This is a genomic window from Acidithiobacillus sp., assembly GCF_049965315.1.
Classification (GTDB): Bacteria; Pseudomonadota; Gammaproteobacteria; order Acidithiobacillales; family Acidithiobacillaceae; genus Acidithiobacillus_B.
The window spans coordinates 1-16,623 of record NZ_JBMFWL010000014.1 but is presented as its reverse complement, the minus strand read 5'-3'; the positions used below and the strand labels follow the sequence as shown (position 1 = coordinate 16,623).

The following is a 16,623-nucleotide window of genomic DNA, read 5'->3' as shown; positions in this document are numbered from 1 at the left end:
GCGCCGCCGCCTGGCCTCCTGAACCAGCGCCTCACCTCCGGCCATGTCGAGGAAATTGATGCTGCGGCCATTGATGACGATGATTTTCTGCTGCGGGTGTTCCTGTTCCAGCTCGAGCAGGCGCTGCTCCACATGATTGACGGCGCCAAAGAAGAGCGAACCATCGATGCGCAGCATCTGTACCTGCGGGCAGTAGGGCAGGTCGGGGGCGTGAACCAGGGGACGATGGGACGCCCGGGGATCGGGGACTACCGAAATCACGTTGGGGCGGGAAGTGCGCATCAGGTAGAAGATGAGCGACAACAGCACCCCTAGGTAAATGGCGAATTCGAGTTCGACCAGAAGGGTGGAGAAAAAGGTCACCAGGAGGACGGCCGTTTCTCTTTTGCTGGCCTTGATGATGGCGAAGATGTGATGAAAATCGATGAGGCCGTAGGCTACCAGGAAGAGGATGGCGGCCATGGAGGCGATGGGGAGATAGGCGGCCAGCGGGGCCACCAGGAGCAGGATGATCCCCAGGAAGAGGGAGGCGAAGACGGCTGCCAGGGGCGTGCGGGCGCCGGCTTCGTAATTGAGTCCGGAGCGATTGAAGGAGCCGCTGGAGGCATAGGCGGAAAAGAAGCTGCCGACCATGTTGGAAAGCCCCTGACCGACGAATTCCTGATTGCCGTCAATGCGTTGTTCGGCGCGCACGGCGACGGCGCGGGCGATGGAGACCGCCTCCGTCAGGCCGAGCATGGCCACAGCCAGGGCGCTGGGGGCCATCTGGCTCAGGGTGTGGGGGTCGAGTTCCGGCAGCGACAGGGGCGGCAGGTGGCTGGGGAGCGCGCCGAGGAGGCGGATGCCGGTAACGGCGTCGCCGAGGCTCTGGTTTAGGACCAGGGCGTAGAGGCTGCCGACGAGCATGGCGGCGATCATGTAGGGGATCTTGGGGGCATAGCGCTTCACGAGGATGCCGGTGAGGAGGGTCACCAGCCCCACCGACATGACATGCAGGTTGATGTGGTCGAACTGCTGAAAAAACGCCCACATGGTCTGCGCAAAGGTGGCCCCGCGCGGCAGGGAGAGGCCGAAAAAATTTTTGATCTGACTGCTGGCGATGAGGATGGCCGCCCCGGCGGTAAAGCCGATGACGACGGTATGGGAAATGAAATTGACCACTGTGCCCAGGCGGGCGATGCCCATGGCGAACTGAAAGAGCCCGGTGAGCAGGGTAAGGGTGAGCGCCAGGGTGATGTAGTGCGCGGATCCGGGTTCGGCAAAGGGGCTCAGGGCGCCGAAAACGACGATGGAGATGGCCGTGGTCGGTCCCGACACCAGATGCCAGGAAGAGCCGAAGAGGGCGGCGATCACGGCGGGCACCATGGCGGTGTAGAGCCCGTACTCGGGTGGTAAGCCGGCGATGGTCGCGAAGGCTACCCCCTGGGGCAGCACGATGATGGCCCCGGTGAGGCCGGCCAGGAGATCGGCGCGGGTGGCGGTGCCGTTGACCATGGGCCACCAGCGCAAAAACGGAAATACCTTGAACAGCCAAAGGGGATTGACGGACATGCTGCTGGACACTGACGCTCCTTCCGGATTTTATTGAGTGTTTTTGAAAAACCATCCCTGCTTACAGCGACAGCAGCGGTTTTTCGCCACACCCTATGGATAATTTTGGAAAATATAGCTTGTTTTTTGCGCCGTTGTCATGTAGCGGTGTTGCTAATGGGCCGATAACGAAAGCCGGGGGCTTGGCCCGGCTTTCACCATGGTCCGGCGCTGGGCTGGGGCGGCGCGTTGCGGGAAACTGCTTGGCGCGGCGCGGTTGTTTTGCGATGATAATGGTTTTCCCGAGCAGCTTTGGTTATGTCAACGAGGGCTTTCCCATGGGCATGAATGTCACCCAGAAAATCATCGCGGCGCACTTGGTCAGCGGCACGCTGGAGGCGGGCAGCCCCATTGCCATCCGCATCGACCAGACGCTCACCCAGGATGCCACCGGTACCATGGCCTATCTGCAGTTCGAGGCCCTGGGACTGCCGCGGGTGCGGACCCAGTTGTCGGTGTCCTACGTGGATCACAACATGCTGCAGACCGGCTTTGAAAATCCCGATGACCATCGTTTCCTGCAGACCTTTGCGGCGCGTTACGGCATCTACTTCTCGCGGCCGGGCAACGGTATCTGCCATCAGGTGCACCTGGAGCGCTTTTCGCGGCCCGGGGCCACGCTGCTCGGTTCCGACTCCCATACCCCGACTTCGGGGGGGGCGGGGATGCTGGCCATTGGCGCCGGGGGCCTGGACATCGCCCTGGCCATGGGCGGCCTGCCCTTCAACCTCAACATGCCGCAGGTCATCGGCGTTCGGCTGCGGGGGACCTTGCAGCCCTTCGTCAGCGCCAAGGACATCATCCTGGAGGTCTTGCGGCGCAAGACCGTCAAGGGGGGTGTGGGCAAGATCTTCGAGTATTTCGGGCCCGGCGTGGACACCTTGAGCACCCCCGAACGGGCCACCATCACCAATATGGGCGCCGAATTGGGGGCGACCACCAGCGTTTTTCCCGCGGATGCCATCACCCGCGAATACCTGGCGGCCCAGGGCCGGGAGCAGGACTGGAGCCAATGGGTGGCGGACGAAGACGCCCGCTATGACGAGGTGCTGGATATCGACCTGGATGTCCTGGAACCCCTCATCGCCTGCCCGCACAGCCCCGACAACGTCAAGACCGTGCGCGAGGTGGCGGGGACCAAGGTCGCCCAGGTGGCCATCGGTTCCTGCACCAACTCCTCTTATGTCGACCTCATGACCGTGGCGGCCATGCTCAAGGGGCGGACCGTGGCCGAAGGGGTGGGGCTGGGGATCTCTCCCGGCTCGCGCCAGGTCATGGAGATGATCGCCCGGGACGGCGGATTGCTGGATTTCATCGCCGCCGGGGCGCGTCTCCTGGAATCCGCCTGCGGACCCTGCATCGGCATGGGTTTCGCGCCGCCCTCCGCGGGGGTGTCCATCCGTTCCTTCAACCGCAATTTTTACGGGCGTTCCGGCACCAAAAACGCCGCCGTCTATCTTGCCAGTCCCGAGACCTGCGCCGCCTGCGCGCTCACCGGAGAGATCACCGATCCCCGGGATCTGGGAATGGGGCAGATCGCCGTTTCGGCGCCGGCCCACTACCATGTCGATGACCGCATGATCATCGCCCCGCCCCCATCCGGCGCGGGGGTGGAGATCATCCGCGGCCCCAATATCGCCAAACTGCCCGTGGGAACGGCGGTGCCGCAGGTGCTGGAAGGCGAGGTGCTCATTCATCTGGGCGATGACATCACCACCGATCACATCATGCCCGCCGGCGCCAAGGTCCTGCCCCTGCGCTCCAACCTGCCGGCCATCTCCGAGTTTGTCTTTCATGTGGTGGACGAGGGCTTCCCGGCCCGGGCCAAGGCGGCGGGAGGCGGTTTCATCGTCGCTGGCCATAATTACGGCCAGGGCTCCAGCCGCGAGCACGCCGCCCTGGCCCCGCGCTATCTGGGGGTGCGGGCCGTGCTGGTGCAGTCCTTCGCCCGCATCCATCTGGCCAATCTCATCAACTTTGGCATCCTGCCCCTGACCTTCATCGATGCGGCCGACTATGCGCGGGTGCAGATGGGCGATCGTCTGCGCCTTGATCTGGATGCCCTGGCCCTGGGCCAGGCCCTGATCCTGCACAACGAGACCCGGGGCATCGCATTCGCGGTCATGCCGCAATTGGCCAATGCGCGGGATCTGGAGTTGATCCGTAAGGGCGGCGCCCTGTCCTGGGCGGGGGAACAATTGGAGGCGGCGTCATGAACTGGTCGCATATCCAGGTACCCGCCAACGGCGCCAAGGCGGTGCAGGTGGAGAATGGCCGGCTGGAGACCCCGCCGCAGCCCATCATTCCCTTCATCGAGGGAGATGGCATCGGCTGTGACGTCACCCCGGCCATGCGTGCGGTGGTGGATCAGGCCGTGGCCGCCGCCTACGGCGGGCAACGGCGGATCGCCTGGATGGAAATCTATGCCGGGCAGAAGGCTTGCACGGTGTATGGCGAGGGGCAATATTTGCCCGCCGAGACCATGGCCGCCATCCAGGAATTCAAGGTGGCCATCAAGGGGCCCCTGGAGACACCCGTAGGGGGGGGGATGCGCAGTCTGAACGTGGCCATGCGTCAGGACCTCGATCTCTACGTTTGCCAGCGGCCGGTGCGGTACTACGCCGGCACGCCCAGCCCCATCTGCCATCCCGAGCGGGTGGACATGGTGATCTTTCGGGAGAATGCCGAAGATATCTATGCCGGCATCGAGTGGCCGGCCGGCAGCCCCGAGGCGGAGAAGCTTTTGCGTTTTCTCCAGGATGAGCTGGGGGTGCGCAAGATCCGTTTTCCCGCGTCTTCGGCCTTTGGCATCAAGCCCGTTTCCCGGGAAGGATCGGAGCGCCTCATCCGTCGCGCCATCGCCCATGCCCTGGCCCACGGGCGCAAGTCGGTGGCCCTGGTGCACAAGGGCAACATCATGAAATTCACCGAAGGTGCCTTCCGTGATTGGGGCTATGCCCTGGCGGAGCGGGAGTTTGCCGGGCAGGTCTTTACCTGGCGGCAGAAGTCCGCCATCGCCAAGGCCGAGGGCAAGGCCGCGGCGGATGCGGCCGAGGCGGCGGCGGTGGCGGCGGGCAGGGTGATCGTCAAGGATGTCATTGCCGACAATTTCCTGCAGCAGATCCTCCTGCGCCCCGAGGCCTATGACGTGGTGGCCACCCTGAACCTCAACGGCGACTACATCTCCGATGCCCTCGCCGCGGAGGTGGGTGGCATCGGCATGGCGCCCGGCGCCAATCTCTCGGATACCCATGCCATTTTCGAGGCCACCCACGGCACCGCGCCGGATATTGCCGGGCAGGGCAAGGCCAACCCCAGTTCGCTGATCCTCTCGGCCGTCATGATGCTGGAGCATCTGGGCTGGCAGGAGGCGGCGGCCCGGTTGGTGACGGCCATGAACGGCGCCATTGCCGCCGGCCAGGTCACGGGCGATCTGGCGGTGCTGCGCGGCGATGTGCCCGCCCTCAGCACCACGGACTTTGCCCAAGCCCTGATGATGCGTATTTGAGGACGTTTCCATGAATCTCCATGAATATCAGGCCAAGCGTTTGCTGGCCGAGGAAGGCGTGCCGGTGCCGCGGGGCATCGCCGCCTTTTCCCTGCGGGAGGCCGTTACCCAGGCCCGCGAACTGGGCGGGCCGAAATGGGTGGTCAAGGCCCAGATCCACGCCGGCGGGCGGGGCAAGGCCGGGGGGGTGCGGGTGGTGGACAGCATGGCGGCGCTGGAGCAGGCGGCCCAGGAGCTGCTGGGCAAACCCCTGGTGACGGAACAGACCGGCCCCCAGGGCCGGCATGTGGCGGCCCTGCTCATCGAGGAACCCAGCGCCATCGCCCGGGAGCTGTATCTGGCCGCCCTGGTGGACCGCAGCCATGCCCGCATCACTTTTCTGGCCGCAGCCGAAGGGGGAATGGAGATCGAGGATCTGGCCCGGGACCGGCCCGAGGCGCTGCAGCGCGTGATCGTGGACCCCCTCATCGGCCTGCAGCCCTTTCAGGCGCGGCGGCTGGGCTTCGCCCTCGGGCTGGATGCCGGGCAGGTGCAGCAACTCACCCGCATCATGCAGGGCTTGTATCGCCTCCTGCTGCGCATGGACGCCCTGGTGGTGGAAGTCAATCCCCTGGCCCTCACCCGGGAAGGGCGCCTGCTGGCGCTGGACGCCAAGATCGTCATGGATGACAACGCCCTGTATCGCCACCCCGAGTCCGATGAGCTTTTTGATTCCACCCAGCAGGACCCCCGGGAAATCACCGCCCGCCAGTTTGGTCTCAACTACATCTCCCTGGACGGGAACATCGGCTGCATGGTCAATGGCGCCGGGCTGGCCATGGCGACCATGGACCTGATCAAGCTGCATGGCGGTGATCCGGCCAATTTTCTGGATGTGGGCGGCGGCGCCGCGGCGGACAAGGTGACGCAGGCCTTCAAGCTCATCCTCTCGGATCAGCGGGTCAAGGCCATCCTGGTGAACATCTTCGGCGGCATCACCCGCTGCGACCTCTTGGCCGAGGGCATCATCAAGGCCGCCGAGGAGGTGGGCCTCAACTTGCCGGTGGTGGTGCGTCTGGAGGGCACCAACAAGGAGGAGGGGGAGCGCCTGCTGGCGGCCAGCGGCCTCACCCTCATCGCCGCCTCCGGTTTGACCGATGCGGCGGTCAAGGCCGTCGCGGCAGCCCGAGGCTGAGGCGATGGCCATCAATATCCTCTGGCTGCAGCGCTTATGGCCGGTATTGCGTAATTCCGGACCCCTCATTTCGCGCCTGGCGGATGTCTATGTCAAAAGGGGTGCCGATCACAAAAGCGCCGAAACCATGGCCGAGATGGCGGTGTTGCTGGACCAGATCCTCGACGAGCGCCTGCAATCCCTGCCCCGGCAGGAGGATCTGGAGGCCCTGCGTCAGGAGGTGGCGAGCCTGCGCGGACAGTTGTCCTCTACCGTTGGCGCGCGTCGGCGTAATCCCTACCTGCTTTTGCTGCTCTTGGGGCAGGTGGTCATTTTTATTCTTCTCATGGTGATCCTGGTGCGTTTATGAGTATTCTGGTGGGGCACGAAACCCGTGTGATCTGTCAAGGTTTTACGGGCAAACAGGGAACTTTTCACACAGAGCAGGCCATGGCCTACGGCACCCGCATGGTGGGAGGGGTGACACCGGGGAAGGGCGGGACGGAACACCTGGGCCTGCCGGTCTTCCATACGGTGACGGCGGCGGTGCAGGCCACGGGCGCCGATGCCAGCGTCATCTATGTGCCCGCTCCCTTTGCCGCCGACGCCATCATCGAGGCGGCCGATGCCGGGATCAAGCTCATCGTCTGCATTACCGAGGGTATCCCCATCCACGACATGCTGCTGGTCAAGCACTATCTCGCCGCGCAGCATGCCCGACTCATCGGTCCCAATTGTCCCGGCATCATCACGCCGGGTCAGTGCAAGATCGGCATCATGCCCGGTGCCATCCACCAGCCGGGGCGGGTGGGCATCGTTTCCCGTTCCGGCACCCTCACCTATGAAGCCGTCGAGCAGACCACGCGCATGGGGCTGGGACAGAGCACCTGCGTGGGCATCGGCGGCGATCCCCTCATCGGCATGGACTTCATCGAGGTCCTGCGCCTTTTCGAGGCCGATCCGCAGACCGAAGTGGTGGTCATGGTGGGGGAGATCGGCGGACGCATGGAAGAGGACGCCGCAGAATTCATCCAGCAGACCATGCGCAAGCCGGTGGTGGCCTTCATTGCCGGCGCCACGGCGCCCAAGGGCAAGCGCATGGGGCATGCCGGGGCCATCGTGGATGGTGGCGCGGGTACCGCGGAGGCCAAATACGCAGCGCTGGCGGCGGCAGGGGTGCACTGCGTGCGTTCTCCTGCGGAAATCGGCGCCAAGGCTGCCGAAGTGCTGGGGCGATCCGCGTGACCTTGCGCATCGCCCTGGCGCAAGTCAATTGCCGGGTGGGGGATGTGGCGGGCAATGCCGACCGCCTCCTGGCAACGGCAGCGGATGCCCAGGCGGCGGGGGCGGATCTCCTGATCACGCCGGAATTGGCCCTCAGCGGCTATCCGCCCGAGGATCTCTTGTTGCGCGATGATTTCCTGGCCACTTGCGACGCCCAGTTGCAGCGGCTGGCCGGAGCCGCGCCTCTGCCGCTGCTGGTGGGTCATCCCCAGCGGGTGGAGCACCGGCTCTACAACAGCGCCAGTCTGTTGCGCGACGGCAGGGTGGAAAGCACCTATCACAAGCACTGCCTGCCCAATTATGCCGTCTTTGACGAAATGCGCTACTTTACGCCCGGTGCCCAGCCGCTGTTGTTCACCTGTGCCGGGGCGTCCTGCGCGGTGGCAATCTGCGAGGATGTCTGGTGTGGCCCAGGTGTGGCCCAGGCGGCCCGCGCCCAAGGGGCCCAGATGCTCCTGGTCCTCAACGCCTCCCCCTACCATCTGGGCAAGCAGCGGCTGCGCGAGGATACGGTGGGGCGTCTTGCCCAGCAGGTGGGACTGCCCATCGTCTACATGAATCTGGTGGGCGGTCAGGACGAGCTCGTCTTTGACGGGGGCTCTTTCGTCGTCGATGCCGATGGCCTGCTCTGCCAACGCGCCCCCAGTTGCGTCGAGGCCATGCCGCTGGTGGATTTCCATCGGGATGAGGGGATGACCCTGCGCCCCGTGGCGGCGGTGCAGGCGCCTCTGGCGGATGAGGCGGCGGAGGTCTATACCGTACTTTGCCTGGGGGTGCGGGATTACGTGGAAAAAAATGCCTTCCCGGGAGTGGTGCTGGGCCTTTCCGGAGGCGTGGATTCGGCCCTGACCCTGGCCATCGCCGTGGATGCCCTGGGCGCCGAGCGGGTGGATGCCCTCATCATGCCTTCCCGTTATACGGCGGACATGAGCGTGGTGGATGCCCGGGAGGAGGCCCGCCGCCTCGGGGTGAGGAGCCATGTGCTCGCCATCGAAGCGCTGTTCTCCACCTATCTGGAAACCCTGGCCCCCCTCTTTGCCGGTCGTCCCGCCGATGTCACCGAGGAAAACCTCCAGGCCCGGATCCGTGCCGCCCTGCTCATGGCCTTTTCCAACAAGAACGGACCCTTGCTTCTGACCACGGGGAACAAGAGCGAGCTGGCCGTGGGCTACGCCACTCTTTACGGCGACATGGCGGGGGGCTTCGCGGTGATCAAGGATTGTCCCAAGACCCTGGTCTACCGTCTGGCCCGTTATCGGAACAGCCTCTCGCCGGTGATCCCCGAACGGGTGCTGACGCGCCCGCCGTCGGCCGAACTCGCCCCCGGCCAACGCGATCAGGACAGCCTGCCGCCTTACGAAGAACTGGATGCCATCATCGCCGCCTACGTGGAGGCCGATCGCGGGGCGGCGGAGATCATTGCCCGGGGCTTTGCGCCCGCCACGGTGCAGCGGGTCCTGCGCATGATCGATCGCGCCGAGTACAAACGCCGACAAGCCCCGCCGGGGGTGCGCATCAGTGCGCGCGCCTTCGGCAAGGATCGCCGTTATCCCATCACCAACGGTTATACACCATAGGGTTGACGCCCTGCAGCGGAAGGAGTTCTACCATGAAAAAAATCGAAGCCATCATCAAACCCTTCAAGCTCGATGACGTCCGTGAGGCATTGCAGGAAATGGGCCTCGCCGGCATGACCGTCACCGAGGTCAAGGGCTTCGGCCGGCAAAAGGGACATACCGAGCTTTACCGCGGTGCCGAGTATGTGGTGGATTTTTTGCCGAAACTGAAACTGGAAGTGGTGGTGTCCGACGATCTCGCCGACCGGGCGGTGGAGGTGATCGAGACGGCGGCGCGCACGGGCAAGATCGGCGATGGCAAGATCTTCGTCACCCATGTGGACCGGGTCATTCGCATCCGCACGGGCGAAGAGGGCGACGAGGCCGTCTAAGGCCGCTCGGCCGGGCTGCTACTGCCCCTTGGCGGGGCCGCTGACGCCCAGTTCGCCCAGGTATTTGCTCCGGGGATAGTTGTAGGCGAGGATGGCCGTGGTGCTTTGCGCCAGCCCTTTGAGGTTCATGCGCGCATAGGAGCGGGCCAGATAATAGAGGGCTTCTTCCCGCGCCGGGCTCAACTGGTAGCGGGTGATGACGGTGTCGCAGCGGTCTGCCGCCGCGACGTAGGCGTGGCGCACGTAATAAAACTTGCAGATGTCGAGGTTGCGCTGGCCGAGGATGTCGATGATCTTGGCCATGCGCTGGCGCGCATCGGCCGCATAGGCGGTGTTGGGCCAGCGTTTGACGAGGATGTCGAAGGTGGCAAAGGCCTTTTCCGCGGGATCGGGGTCCCATTCCGCCCCTTGAATGGCCTGATAGTAGGCGATGCCCTTCAGATACCAGGCATAATCCACGTAAGGATTGGCCGGGTGGAGCTTGATGAAGCGCTCGGCGGCCGCGACGGCGGCATCGGATTCACCCCGTTGGTAGTAGCTGTAGGCCGTATCCAGTTCCGCCTGCTCGGCGTAGGGCCCGTAGGGATAGCGGGCCTCCAGATCCTCGAAGAGCTTGATGGCCGTGCTGTAGTCGCCGCGATCCATGGCTTGCTTGGCGGGATCGAACATGGCGCGGGCGGAATCATGGTTTTCGCCCTGCTTTTCCGGTTTGGGACCGCCTGCGCAACCAGCGAGGAGGGCGGCGCAACAAAGGGCAACTAGAATGCGTTTGCTCATGGAGGACGATAGTCTATAGTGGCAAGCCATGAATGATGATACGGGTATTGACGTGATTTTGCCAGCGGCAAGCGCGGGGGAGCGTCTGGACGCGGTTCTAGGCCAGATGCTCCCGGAATACAGCCGCAGCCGGATACAGGCGTGGCTGCGCGCTGGACGGATACAGGTGGATGGCGCCAGCCCGCGGGCCAGCGTCCGTATCCGCGGCGGGGAGCAGGTGCAGATTCGGGTGCCGGCGGCGGCGGCGGGCGCCTGGCTGGCGGAGCCCGTCCCTTTGCGGATCGTCCATGAGGACGATGCCATTCTGGTCATTGACAAACCCGCCGGTCTGCTGACCCATCCCGGCGCCGGCCATGCCAACGGCACCCTGGTCAATGGGGTCTTGCAGCATGTGGCGGACAATCAATATCTGCCCCGGGGCGGGATCGTCCACCGCCTGGACAAGGATACGACGGGCCTGCTGGTGGTGGCCAAGACCGAGGCGGCGCGGCAGTCCCTCATCGCGCAACTGGCGAGCCGCAGCATGCACCGGGAGTATCTGGCCCTGGTGCTGGGGGCCATGACCGGCGGCGGGACGGTGGATGCCCCCATCGGCCGCCATTCCCACGATCGCCTGCGGATGACCGTGCGCAGCGACGGCCGTCCGGCGCAGACGGATTATCGCCTCGCCGAGCGCTTCGCGCGGCATACCCTGTTGCGCCTGCGCCTGGCTACGGGCCGCACCCATCAGATCCGTGTGCACATGGCGCATATCGGTCACCCCCTGGTGGGCGATCCGGTCTACGGTGGCCGGGCGGTGTTGCCGCCGGGGCTGGACCTGGATGCCATTGCCCAATGGCGCCGTTTCACCCGGCAGGCCCTGCACGCCCGGCGGCTGCGCCTGATTCACCCGAACTCCGGTGAGCTGCTGAGCTGGGAAAGCCCGGTGCCGCAGGACATGGAAGGCCTCCTGGATCTGCTGCGCCTGGCCGGGCATGGCTGAGCCGACCTTCCTCGTGCCCGACTGGCCGGCTCCTTCCGGTGTCCGGGCGGCCGTCACCCTGCGGGCGAGCGAGGTGAGCGCCGGGCCCTATGCCAGCTTCAATCTCGGGGAGCATGTGGGCGACGATGCCCAACGGGTTGCGGAGAACCGCGCCCGCTTGCGGCAGCGCCTCGGTCTGCCCGGGGCACCGGTTTGGCTTACCCAGGTCCACGGGACGCGGGTGGTGGAACTCCATGGCACCGAGCGGGGTCCGCCGGAGGCCGACGGCGCCGTCACCAGTCAGTGCGGCGTGGTGTTGGCCGTATTGACGGCCGATTGCCTGCCGGTGCTGGCCTGTCGCCGCGATGGCCAGCGGATCGGCGTCTTTCATGCCGGCTGGCGGGGCCTGCTGGCGGGGATTCTGGAGGCGGGGATGGCGGCCATGGAGGCATCGCCGGACGAAGTTTTGATATACTTGGGGCCGGCCATCGGGCCCGACCGCTTCGAGGTGGGAGCGGAACTGCGCGAGGCCTTTGCGGCCCATGATCCCGCCGCCCAGGACTGTTTTCGTCCGGGGCGGGATGGTCGCTGGCTGGCCGATATCTATGCCCTGGCCCGCCAACGGCTGAGTCGGGCCGGGGTGCCGGCGGCGGCCATTTCCGGCGGGGGCTGTTGTACGGTGACGGAAACGGAGCGTTTTTTTTCTTATCGGCGTGACGGGCGCTGCGGGCGCATGGCGACGCTGATCTGGCGGGAAGAAGGGGGGTAACGCAATGGCGAGCTTGCGCTTTCATTCGGGGGAGATGGTGACGGACAGGTCCGCGGTCGGGGCGATTTTGGCGCCCCTGGGCGTGACCTTGCAGGACTATCCGGTGCAGGCCGGGGCGGCGGCGGGCCTCCTGGAGCGGCCCTCCCTCAGCGCCGGGGAGCAAGAGGCAGTGCTGGCGGCCCTGGATGCGGTCTTCCAGCAACTGCGGCAAGAGCGCGGCTATGAGGCCCGGGATCTCGTCGTGATGTATCCGGAGCATCCCGACATCGAGGCGAATCTGGCGCGTTTCCATCGTATCCACACCCATGACGATGAAGAGGTGCGTTACATCATCGCCGGGGAGGGGGTTTTCGGCTTTGTCCTCCCCGATGAGCGTCAGGTGGAAGTGACGGTGGCGGCCGGAGATTTCATCCAGGTACCGGCCGGCCTGGAGCACTGGTTCCGCCTGACGGAGCAGCGGCGCATCAAGGCCGTGCGTTATTTCAGCGCGCGCAGCGGCTGGGTGCCTCATTACAGCGATCGTCCTCTCCTGGCCTTCGGCTGAAGATGGGCGACTGGATCGAGGTGGATTATGCCTTTCCGGCGGGGGTGGATGCCCATCGGCAGGCGGAGATCATTGCCGTCGGGCAAACGGCCGGGACCTGGGATGAACGCTTTCGCCACCGCGAGACGGCCTTGCGTGCCCATCTGGCCGAGCTGGTCCGGATTGACGCAGGTCCGGCGGGTGGGCATCTGGTCACCATCCGTTTCCCGCGCAGCAATTTGGACCATGGTCTGGGCAGCCTGCTGACCATGATCTTCGGCAAGTATTCCCTGGCCGGTCGGGCCAAGGTCATGGATCTGCGCCTGCCCGCGGAGCTGGGGCAGCCGGTACGTTACGGTCTGCAGGGCATCCGCGAGCGCCTCGGCAACCCCCGGCGCCCCCTGGTCATGGCCATTTTCAAGCCAGCCCTGGGCCTCAGCGCGGCGGATCACGCGGCCGTTCTGGCGGAAGTGGCGGCAGCGGGTCTGGACATCATCAAGGATGACGAGATCCTGCCCAATCTGCCCGGTGCCCCCACCCTGGAGCGCTGGCGCGCCTGCCGGCCGATCATCGCGGCGCGGCGCGAGCTGACGGGCCAGGATCTCCTCTATGCCGTGAACCTTTCGGGCAATGCGCGGGAGGTGCTGGATCTGGCCCGCCGACTGGTCGCCGAGGGTGCCAACGCCCTGTTGCTCAATGTGCTGGCCTATGGTTATCCCCTGCTGGAGGCCCTGGTGGCCGATCCGGAGATCGCCGTTCCCGTCTTCGCCCACCCGGCCCTGGCGGGCGCCTGGTGCGGGGCGCCGGACCATGGTTTCAGTTATGCGAGTGTTCTGGGTACCCTCATGGCCTATGGCGGTGCCGATGCCGTGCTTTATCCGGCCCATTACGGCAGCCTGCCCTTTGCCGAGGCCGACGAGTGGGCCATTGTCGAGCGATTGCGCGCGCGGGGGGTGGCTCCGGTGCCTTCGGCGGGGGTCCATCCGGGGATGGTCGGACGCATCCTCGATGAGTATGGCGAAGCGGTCATCCTCAATGCCGGCACCGGCATCATGGATCATCCCCAGGGGCCCGCCGCCGGGGTGCTTGCCTTCCGGGAGGCCATCGCCCGCTGGCAGAATCACGAGGCCTCCGATTTCGCCAGCCTCCCCGAAGGTCCGTTGCGGGCGGCCATTGCCAAGTGGGGGCAGGGGTGAAGCGCATGGTATTCTGTGATTTCGACGGCACCATCAGCGAGGAAGAGGTCTTCGTCGGTCTCATGCGCCACTTTGCGCCCGCCGCCGCGGCGCGCATCTTGCCCGAGATTTACGCCCAGCGCCTGACCTTGCGCCAAGGACTGCCCATGGTTCTGGAAAGCATTCCCTCCGGCGCTTGGCCGGCCATGGAGGACTTCGTGCGCGGCAGCACCCTGCGCCCGGGCTTCGCGGCCTTTCTCTCCCATCTGCGGGCCGCCGGGGTCCCTTTGATCGTGGTGACGGGCGGTTTCGTGGAGATGTCCAGGATCGTTCTCGGCCCCCTGGCGGCCAAAGTGACCGCCATCCACGGCCTGGAGGCGGACCGCTCCGGCCCCTTTCTGCGCGTTCATTCTGCCTGGGAGGATGACGTGGAACTGGTGGCCAAACCGCTCATCCTGACCCATTACCATCCTGACGAAGCGGTTTGCATCGGCGACTCCATCACCGATCTGCGCATGGCCAGGGTCTGCCCGCAGGTCTTCGCCCGCGATCGCCTGGCCGAGTATCTGCGCAAGGAGGATCGGCCCTTTGTTCCGTTTGCGGATTTTTTCGATGTCGACCGCGCCGTGGGGCAACGGTGGTGGCCGGAGGATACCCATGGCTGAAGACCTGCGCCAGGGGCTGCACGCCGCGGCGGCCGATTTTTATCGGCGGGGCTGGATGCTGGGCACGGCCGGTAACCTTTCGGCGCGCAGCGCACCGGATCGTTTCTGGATTACCGCCAGTGGACGGCCCAAGGATCGGCTCACGCTGGAGGACTTCGTGGAAATGGATCTGGCCGGCCAGGTGCGAAGGGCTCCCGCCGGCCGTCGGCCGTCGGCGGAGGCGAGCATTCATCAGGCCATTTACCGTCAGGTGCCCGACGCCCAGGTGATCTATCATGTCCATTCGGTGGAGGCGAATCTGTGCGGGCACTTTGCGGCGGACGGATTGCTCCGCCTGCCGCCCCTGGAGATGCTCAAGGGCCTCGGGGTGGCCGCCGCCGAGCCGCAGGTGGACTTGCCGGTCTTCCCCAATTTTGTTGAAGTGGCGCAGATCGCCGCCGCCATGGAGCGGTCCTTTGCCCAGGCCTTGCCCCCGGTGCCGGGCGCCCTGATCCACCTCCATGGCGTCACCGCCTGGGGCCGGGATGGGACCGCCGCACGGCATCATCTGGAATTGCTGGAATATTGTTTCCGTTATCTGGTTCAGGCGAAACTTCTCGCCATTGGAGCATAGAATGAGTCAAGCCCTCCTCACCGTCATCGGCGAAGATCGCCCCGGCATCGTCGCCGCCGTCACCCAGGCCCTCTATACGGCCGGCTGTTCCATCGGCGATGCCTCCATGATGCGCCTGGGCGGCTACTTTGCCATCATGCAGGTGCTGTCCTATCCCCAGGATCTGGGCGCGGTGGAGATGGCCCTGGATGCCGCGGTCAAGCGCCTCAATCTGCGCGTTCATCTCGACCCCCTCTCCAGCGTGGCCGCGGACGGCGGGGCCGCTCCGGACACGCGGGTCACGGTCTTCGGCGCGGACCGGCCCGGCATCGTCGCCAGCGTAACGGCGGCCCTGGCGAGCATCGGCTTTAATATTGTCGATCTGGAAAGCGAGCGCTCGGGCAGTCCTGAGCACCCCATCTATATCATGGTGATCCAGGGCCGGGCCCCGGCGGGCATCGCGGCGGTGCGGGAGGTCCTGGCGCCCTTGCGGGAAAAGGAGTCCATCGATATTGGCGTTCACCCTCTGGAGACGGCGGTGCTCTGATGGCGGTATTACCGATTCTGACCTATCCCGACCCGCTGTTGCAGCGCCCCGCCGTGGCGGTGGCTGATTTCGATGGGGAATTGCAGGCTTTTGTCGATGATCTCATCGAAACCATGCGGGCCGGGCCCGGTGGCGTGGGCATAGCCGCCCCCCAGGTGGGCCGCCTGCAGCGGATCGTGGTGGTGGACGTGCGGCCGAAGCTGGGCGACGACTGCCATGGCCTGATGGCGCTCGTCAATCCCGAACTGATCGCCTGGGAAGGGGTCGCCGTGGGTCGCGAGGGCTGCATGTCGGTGCCGGACTTCACCGGCAACGTCATCCGCGCCGAACGGATTCGCGTCCAGGCGCAAGACATCCATGGCGAGGACCGGGTATACGAATGCGCCGGCTTTGAGGCCCGCGCCGTACAGCACGAGATGGATCACCTGGATGGTCTGCTCTTCCTGGATCGGCTGGTGTCGCGCAAGACGGATCTCTTTCGCAGAAAGGTGTACCAGCGCTGAGGAAAGGTCGAACTGCTGGAAATGGCGTCCCCAGGGGGGTTCGAACCCCCGTTACCGCCGTGAAAGGGCGATCAAGGCCATTATGGTGAGTTTTTGATACATAAGAGTTTTTGCATAATCATTAGTATCAACATGTTACAATATGGCATATCCCGCGATATCCTGCCTTGTCCTCCCGTTTCCTGCGACTTGGTGCAGCGTCAGTGCAGCGCCAGTGCAGCGCGAAACATGGATATCTTTTGGCTCCTCGACATATCGAGTGGGTAAGGCGGTATGATTGGCCTATGGTGGGGGTAGCAAGCTGAGGGTAACGATGGACCAAGGGAATCAACTGTTCACTCTGGCATTGGGCTTGGTTCCACCGTGGATGGTGGACGAGGTGCGGTTCACGGCGGAGGAAAAGCGCCTGGACCTCCATGTGAACTTCCCCAAGGGCAGCCGGTTTCCGTGCCCTGTCTGTGGCCAGGAGTGTCCGGTGCATGACACCCAAGAGAAGGTCTGGCGTCACCTCGACTTCTTCCAGCACGCGGCCTACCTCCACGCCCGCGTACCGCGAGTCCAGTGCCCCGAACACGGGGTGCATTTGGCGCCCGTCCCTTGGGCACGGGAAGGCTCTGGATTCACTTTG

The 16,623-nt window shown here is 65.2% G+C and carries 18 protein-coding genes; 16 read left to right on the top strand and 2 right to left on the bottom strand.

Annotated features, from left to right (window positions below; all coding sequences use genetic code 11):
• Window positions 1-1,563: SulP family inorganic anion transporter (locus ACP5MM_RS05285; protein WP_427934222.1), on the bottom strand; the 1,563-nt coding region annotated here is incomplete at its 3' end.
• 254 nt (window positions 1,564-1,817) lie between these two features.
• On the opposite strand from ACP5MM_RS05285, the gene ACP5MM_RS05280 reads away from it, so the two are divergent.
• From ACP5MM_RS05280 to ACP5MM_RS05250, 7 genes are read left to right on the top strand one after another with little or no spacing between them, the layout of a single operon-like run.
• Entirely contained in the window at window positions 1,818-3,806 is a 1,989-nt protein-coding gene (locus ACP5MM_RS05280) for an aconitate hydratase (RefSeq protein WP_427934221.1), read from the top strand.
• Window positions 3,803-5,098: an NADP-dependent isocitrate dehydrogenase gene (gene icd, locus ACP5MM_RS05275; RefSeq protein WP_427934220.1), complete on the top strand. Its 1,296-nt coding sequence runs from the start codon at window positions 3,803-3,805 to the stop codon at window positions 5,096-5,098. Before ACP5MM_RS05280 ends, icd begins: the two co-directional genes overlap by 4 nt.
• A 10-nt stretch (window positions 5,099-5,108) precedes the next feature.
• On the top strand, window positions 5,109-6,272 hold the full coding sequence (gene sucC / locus ACP5MM_RS05270) for an ADP-forming succinate--CoA ligase subunit beta (RefSeq protein WP_427931404.1): 1,164 nt from the start codon (window positions 5,109-5,111) through the stop codon (window positions 6,270-6,272).
• Between the two features lie 4 nt (window positions 6,273-6,276).
• Entirely contained in the window at window positions 6,277-6,621 is a 345-nt protein-coding gene (locus tag ACP5MM_RS05265; RefSeq protein WP_427934219.1) for a hypothetical protein, read from the top strand.
• A complete protein-coding gene (gene sucD / locus ACP5MM_RS05260) occupies window positions 6,618-7,496 on the top strand; it encodes a succinate--CoA ligase subunit alpha (protein WP_427931400.1) in 879 nt (292 codons plus the stop codon). Before ACP5MM_RS05265 ends, sucD begins: the two co-directional genes overlap by 4 nt.
• On the top strand, window positions 7,493-9,112 hold the full coding sequence (locus ACP5MM_RS05255) for an NAD+ synthase (RefSeq protein ID WP_427931398.1): 1,620 nt from the start codon (window positions 7,493-7,495) through the stop codon (window positions 9,110-9,112). Before sucD ends, ACP5MM_RS05255 begins: the two co-directional genes overlap by 4 nt.
• Before the next feature lie 32 nt (window positions 9,113-9,144).
• Window positions 9,145-9,483 (top strand): P-II family nitrogen regulator, encoded by a 339-nt coding sequence (locus ACP5MM_RS05250; protein ID WP_123101516.1) that lies wholly within the window; start codon window positions 9,145-9,147, stop codon window positions 9,481-9,483.
• A gap of 18 nt (window positions 9,484-9,501) precedes the next feature.
• Here ACP5MM_RS05250 and ACP5MM_RS05245 read toward each other — a convergent pair whose 3' ends face one another.
• The gene (locus ACP5MM_RS05245) at window positions 9,502-10,260 is read right to left on the bottom strand and encodes an outer membrane protein assembly factor BamD (protein ID WP_427931396.1); all 759 of its coding nucleotides are present in this window, start codon (window positions 10,258-10,260) and stop codon (window positions 9,502-9,504) included.
• 28 nt (window positions 10,261-10,288) lie between these two features.
• On the opposite strand from ACP5MM_RS05245, the gene rluD reads away from it, so the two are divergent.
• The 9 genes from rluD to ACP5MM_RS05200 form a co-directional block, all read left to right on the top strand.
• A complete protein-coding gene (gene rluD / locus ACP5MM_RS05240) occupies window positions 10,289-11,242 on the top strand; it encodes a 23S rRNA pseudouridine(1911/1915/1917) synthase RluD (protein WP_427934218.1) in 954 nt (317 codons plus the stop codon).
• Window positions 11,235-11,990, top strand: a complete 756-nt coding sequence (gene pgeF, locus ACP5MM_RS05235; RefSeq protein WP_427931392.1) for a peptidoglycan editing factor PgeF — start codon at window positions 11,235-11,237, stop codon at window positions 11,988-11,990. Before rluD ends, pgeF begins: the two co-directional genes overlap by 8 nt.
• Before the next feature lie 4 nt (window positions 11,991-11,994).
• Entirely contained in the window at window positions 11,995-12,534 is a 540-nt protein-coding gene (locus tag ACP5MM_RS05230) for a cupin domain-containing protein (protein WP_427931390.1), read from the top strand.
• A 2-nt stretch (window positions 12,535-12,536) separates the two neighbouring features.
• A complete protein-coding gene (locus tag ACP5MM_RS05225) occupies window positions 12,537-13,709 on the top strand; it encodes a RuBisCO large subunit C-terminal-like domain-containing protein (protein WP_427934217.1) in 1,173 nt (390 codons plus the stop codon).
• Between the two features lie 5 nt (window positions 13,710-13,714).
• Window positions 13,715-14,353 (top strand): HAD-IB family phosphatase, encoded by a 639-nt coding sequence (locus tag ACP5MM_RS05220; RefSeq protein ID WP_427931387.1) that lies wholly within the window; start codon window positions 13,715-13,717, stop codon window positions 14,351-14,353.
• On the top strand, window positions 14,346-14,966 hold the full coding sequence (gene mtnB, locus ACP5MM_RS05215) for a methylthioribulose 1-phosphate dehydratase (protein ID WP_427931385.1): 621 nt from the start codon (window positions 14,346-14,348) through the stop codon (window positions 14,964-14,966). Before ACP5MM_RS05220 ends, mtnB begins: the two co-directional genes overlap by 8 nt.
• A 1-nt stretch (window position 14,967) precedes the next feature.
• Window positions 14,968-15,492, top strand: coding sequence for a glycine cleavage system protein R (locus ACP5MM_RS05210; protein ID WP_427931383.1), 525 nt, complete (start codon window positions 14,968-14,970; stop codon window positions 15,490-15,492).
• Window positions 15,492-15,995: a peptide deformylase gene (def, locus tag ACP5MM_RS05205; RefSeq protein ID WP_427931381.1), complete on the top strand. Its 504-nt coding sequence runs from the start codon at window positions 15,492-15,494 to the stop codon at window positions 15,993-15,995. Before ACP5MM_RS05210 ends, def begins: the two co-directional genes overlap by 1 nt.
• 313 nt (window positions 15,996-16,308) lie before the next feature.
• The coding region (locus ACP5MM_RS05200) for a transposase family protein (RefSeq protein ID WP_427934216.1) at window positions 16,309-16,623 on the top strand (315 nt) is incomplete at its 3' end.

Excerpts from the sequence above, each read along its gene's own strand:
- ACP5MM_RS05280 (WP_427934221.1), top strand. The coding sequence starts at position 1,818 with ATGATAATGGTTTTCCCGAGCAGCTTTGGTTATGTCAACGAGGGCTTT.
- icd (WP_427934220.1), top strand. The coding sequence starts at position 3,803 with ATGAACTGGTCGCATATCCAGGTACCCGCCAACGGCGCCAAGGCGGTG.
- sucC (WP_427931404.1), top strand. The coding sequence starts at position 5,109 with ATGAATCTCCATGAATATCAGGCCAAGCGTTTGCTGGCCGAGGAAGGC.
- ACP5MM_RS05265 (WP_427934219.1), top strand. The coding sequence starts at position 6,277 with ATGGCCATCAATATCCTCTGGCTGCAGCGCTTATGGCCGGTATTGCGT.
- sucD (WP_427931400.1), top strand. The coding sequence starts at position 6,618 with ATGAGTATTCTGGTGGGGCACGAAACCCGTGTGATCTGTCAAGGTTTT.
- ACP5MM_RS05250 (WP_123101516.1), top strand. The coding sequence starts at position 9,145 with ATGAAAAAAATCGAAGCCATCATCAAACCCTTCAAGCTCGATGACGTC.
- ACP5MM_RS05245 (WP_427931396.1), bottom strand. The coding sequence starts at position 10,260 with ATGAGCAAACGCATTCTAGTTGCCCTTTGTTGCGCCGCCCTCCTCGCT.
- rluD (WP_427934218.1), top strand. The coding sequence starts at position 10,289 with ATGAATGATGATACGGGTATTGACGTGATTTTGCCAGCGGCAAGCGCG.
- pgeF (WP_427931392.1), top strand. The coding sequence starts at position 11,235 with ATGGCTGAGCCGACCTTCCTCGTGCCCGACTGGCCGGCTCCTTCCGGT.
- ACP5MM_RS05230 (WP_427931390.1), top strand. The coding sequence starts at position 11,995 with ATGGCGAGCTTGCGCTTTCATTCGGGGGAGATGGTGACGGACAGGTCC.
- ACP5MM_RS05225 (WP_427934217.1), top strand. The coding sequence starts at position 12,537 with ATGGGCGACTGGATCGAGGTGGATTATGCCTTTCCGGCGGGGGTGGAT.
- ACP5MM_RS05220 (WP_427931387.1), top strand. The coding sequence starts at position 13,715 with ATGGTATTCTGTGATTTCGACGGCACCATCAGCGAGGAAGAGGTCTTC.
- mtnB (WP_427931385.1), top strand. The coding sequence starts at position 14,346 with ATGGCTGAAGACCTGCGCCAGGGGCTGCACGCCGCGGCGGCCGATTTT.
- ACP5MM_RS05210 (WP_427931383.1), top strand. The coding sequence starts at position 14,968 with ATGAGTCAAGCCCTCCTCACCGTCATCGGCGAAGATCGCCCCGGCATC.
- def (WP_427931381.1), top strand. The coding sequence starts at position 15,492 with ATGGCGGTATTACCGATTCTGACCTATCCCGACCCGCTGTTGCAGCGC.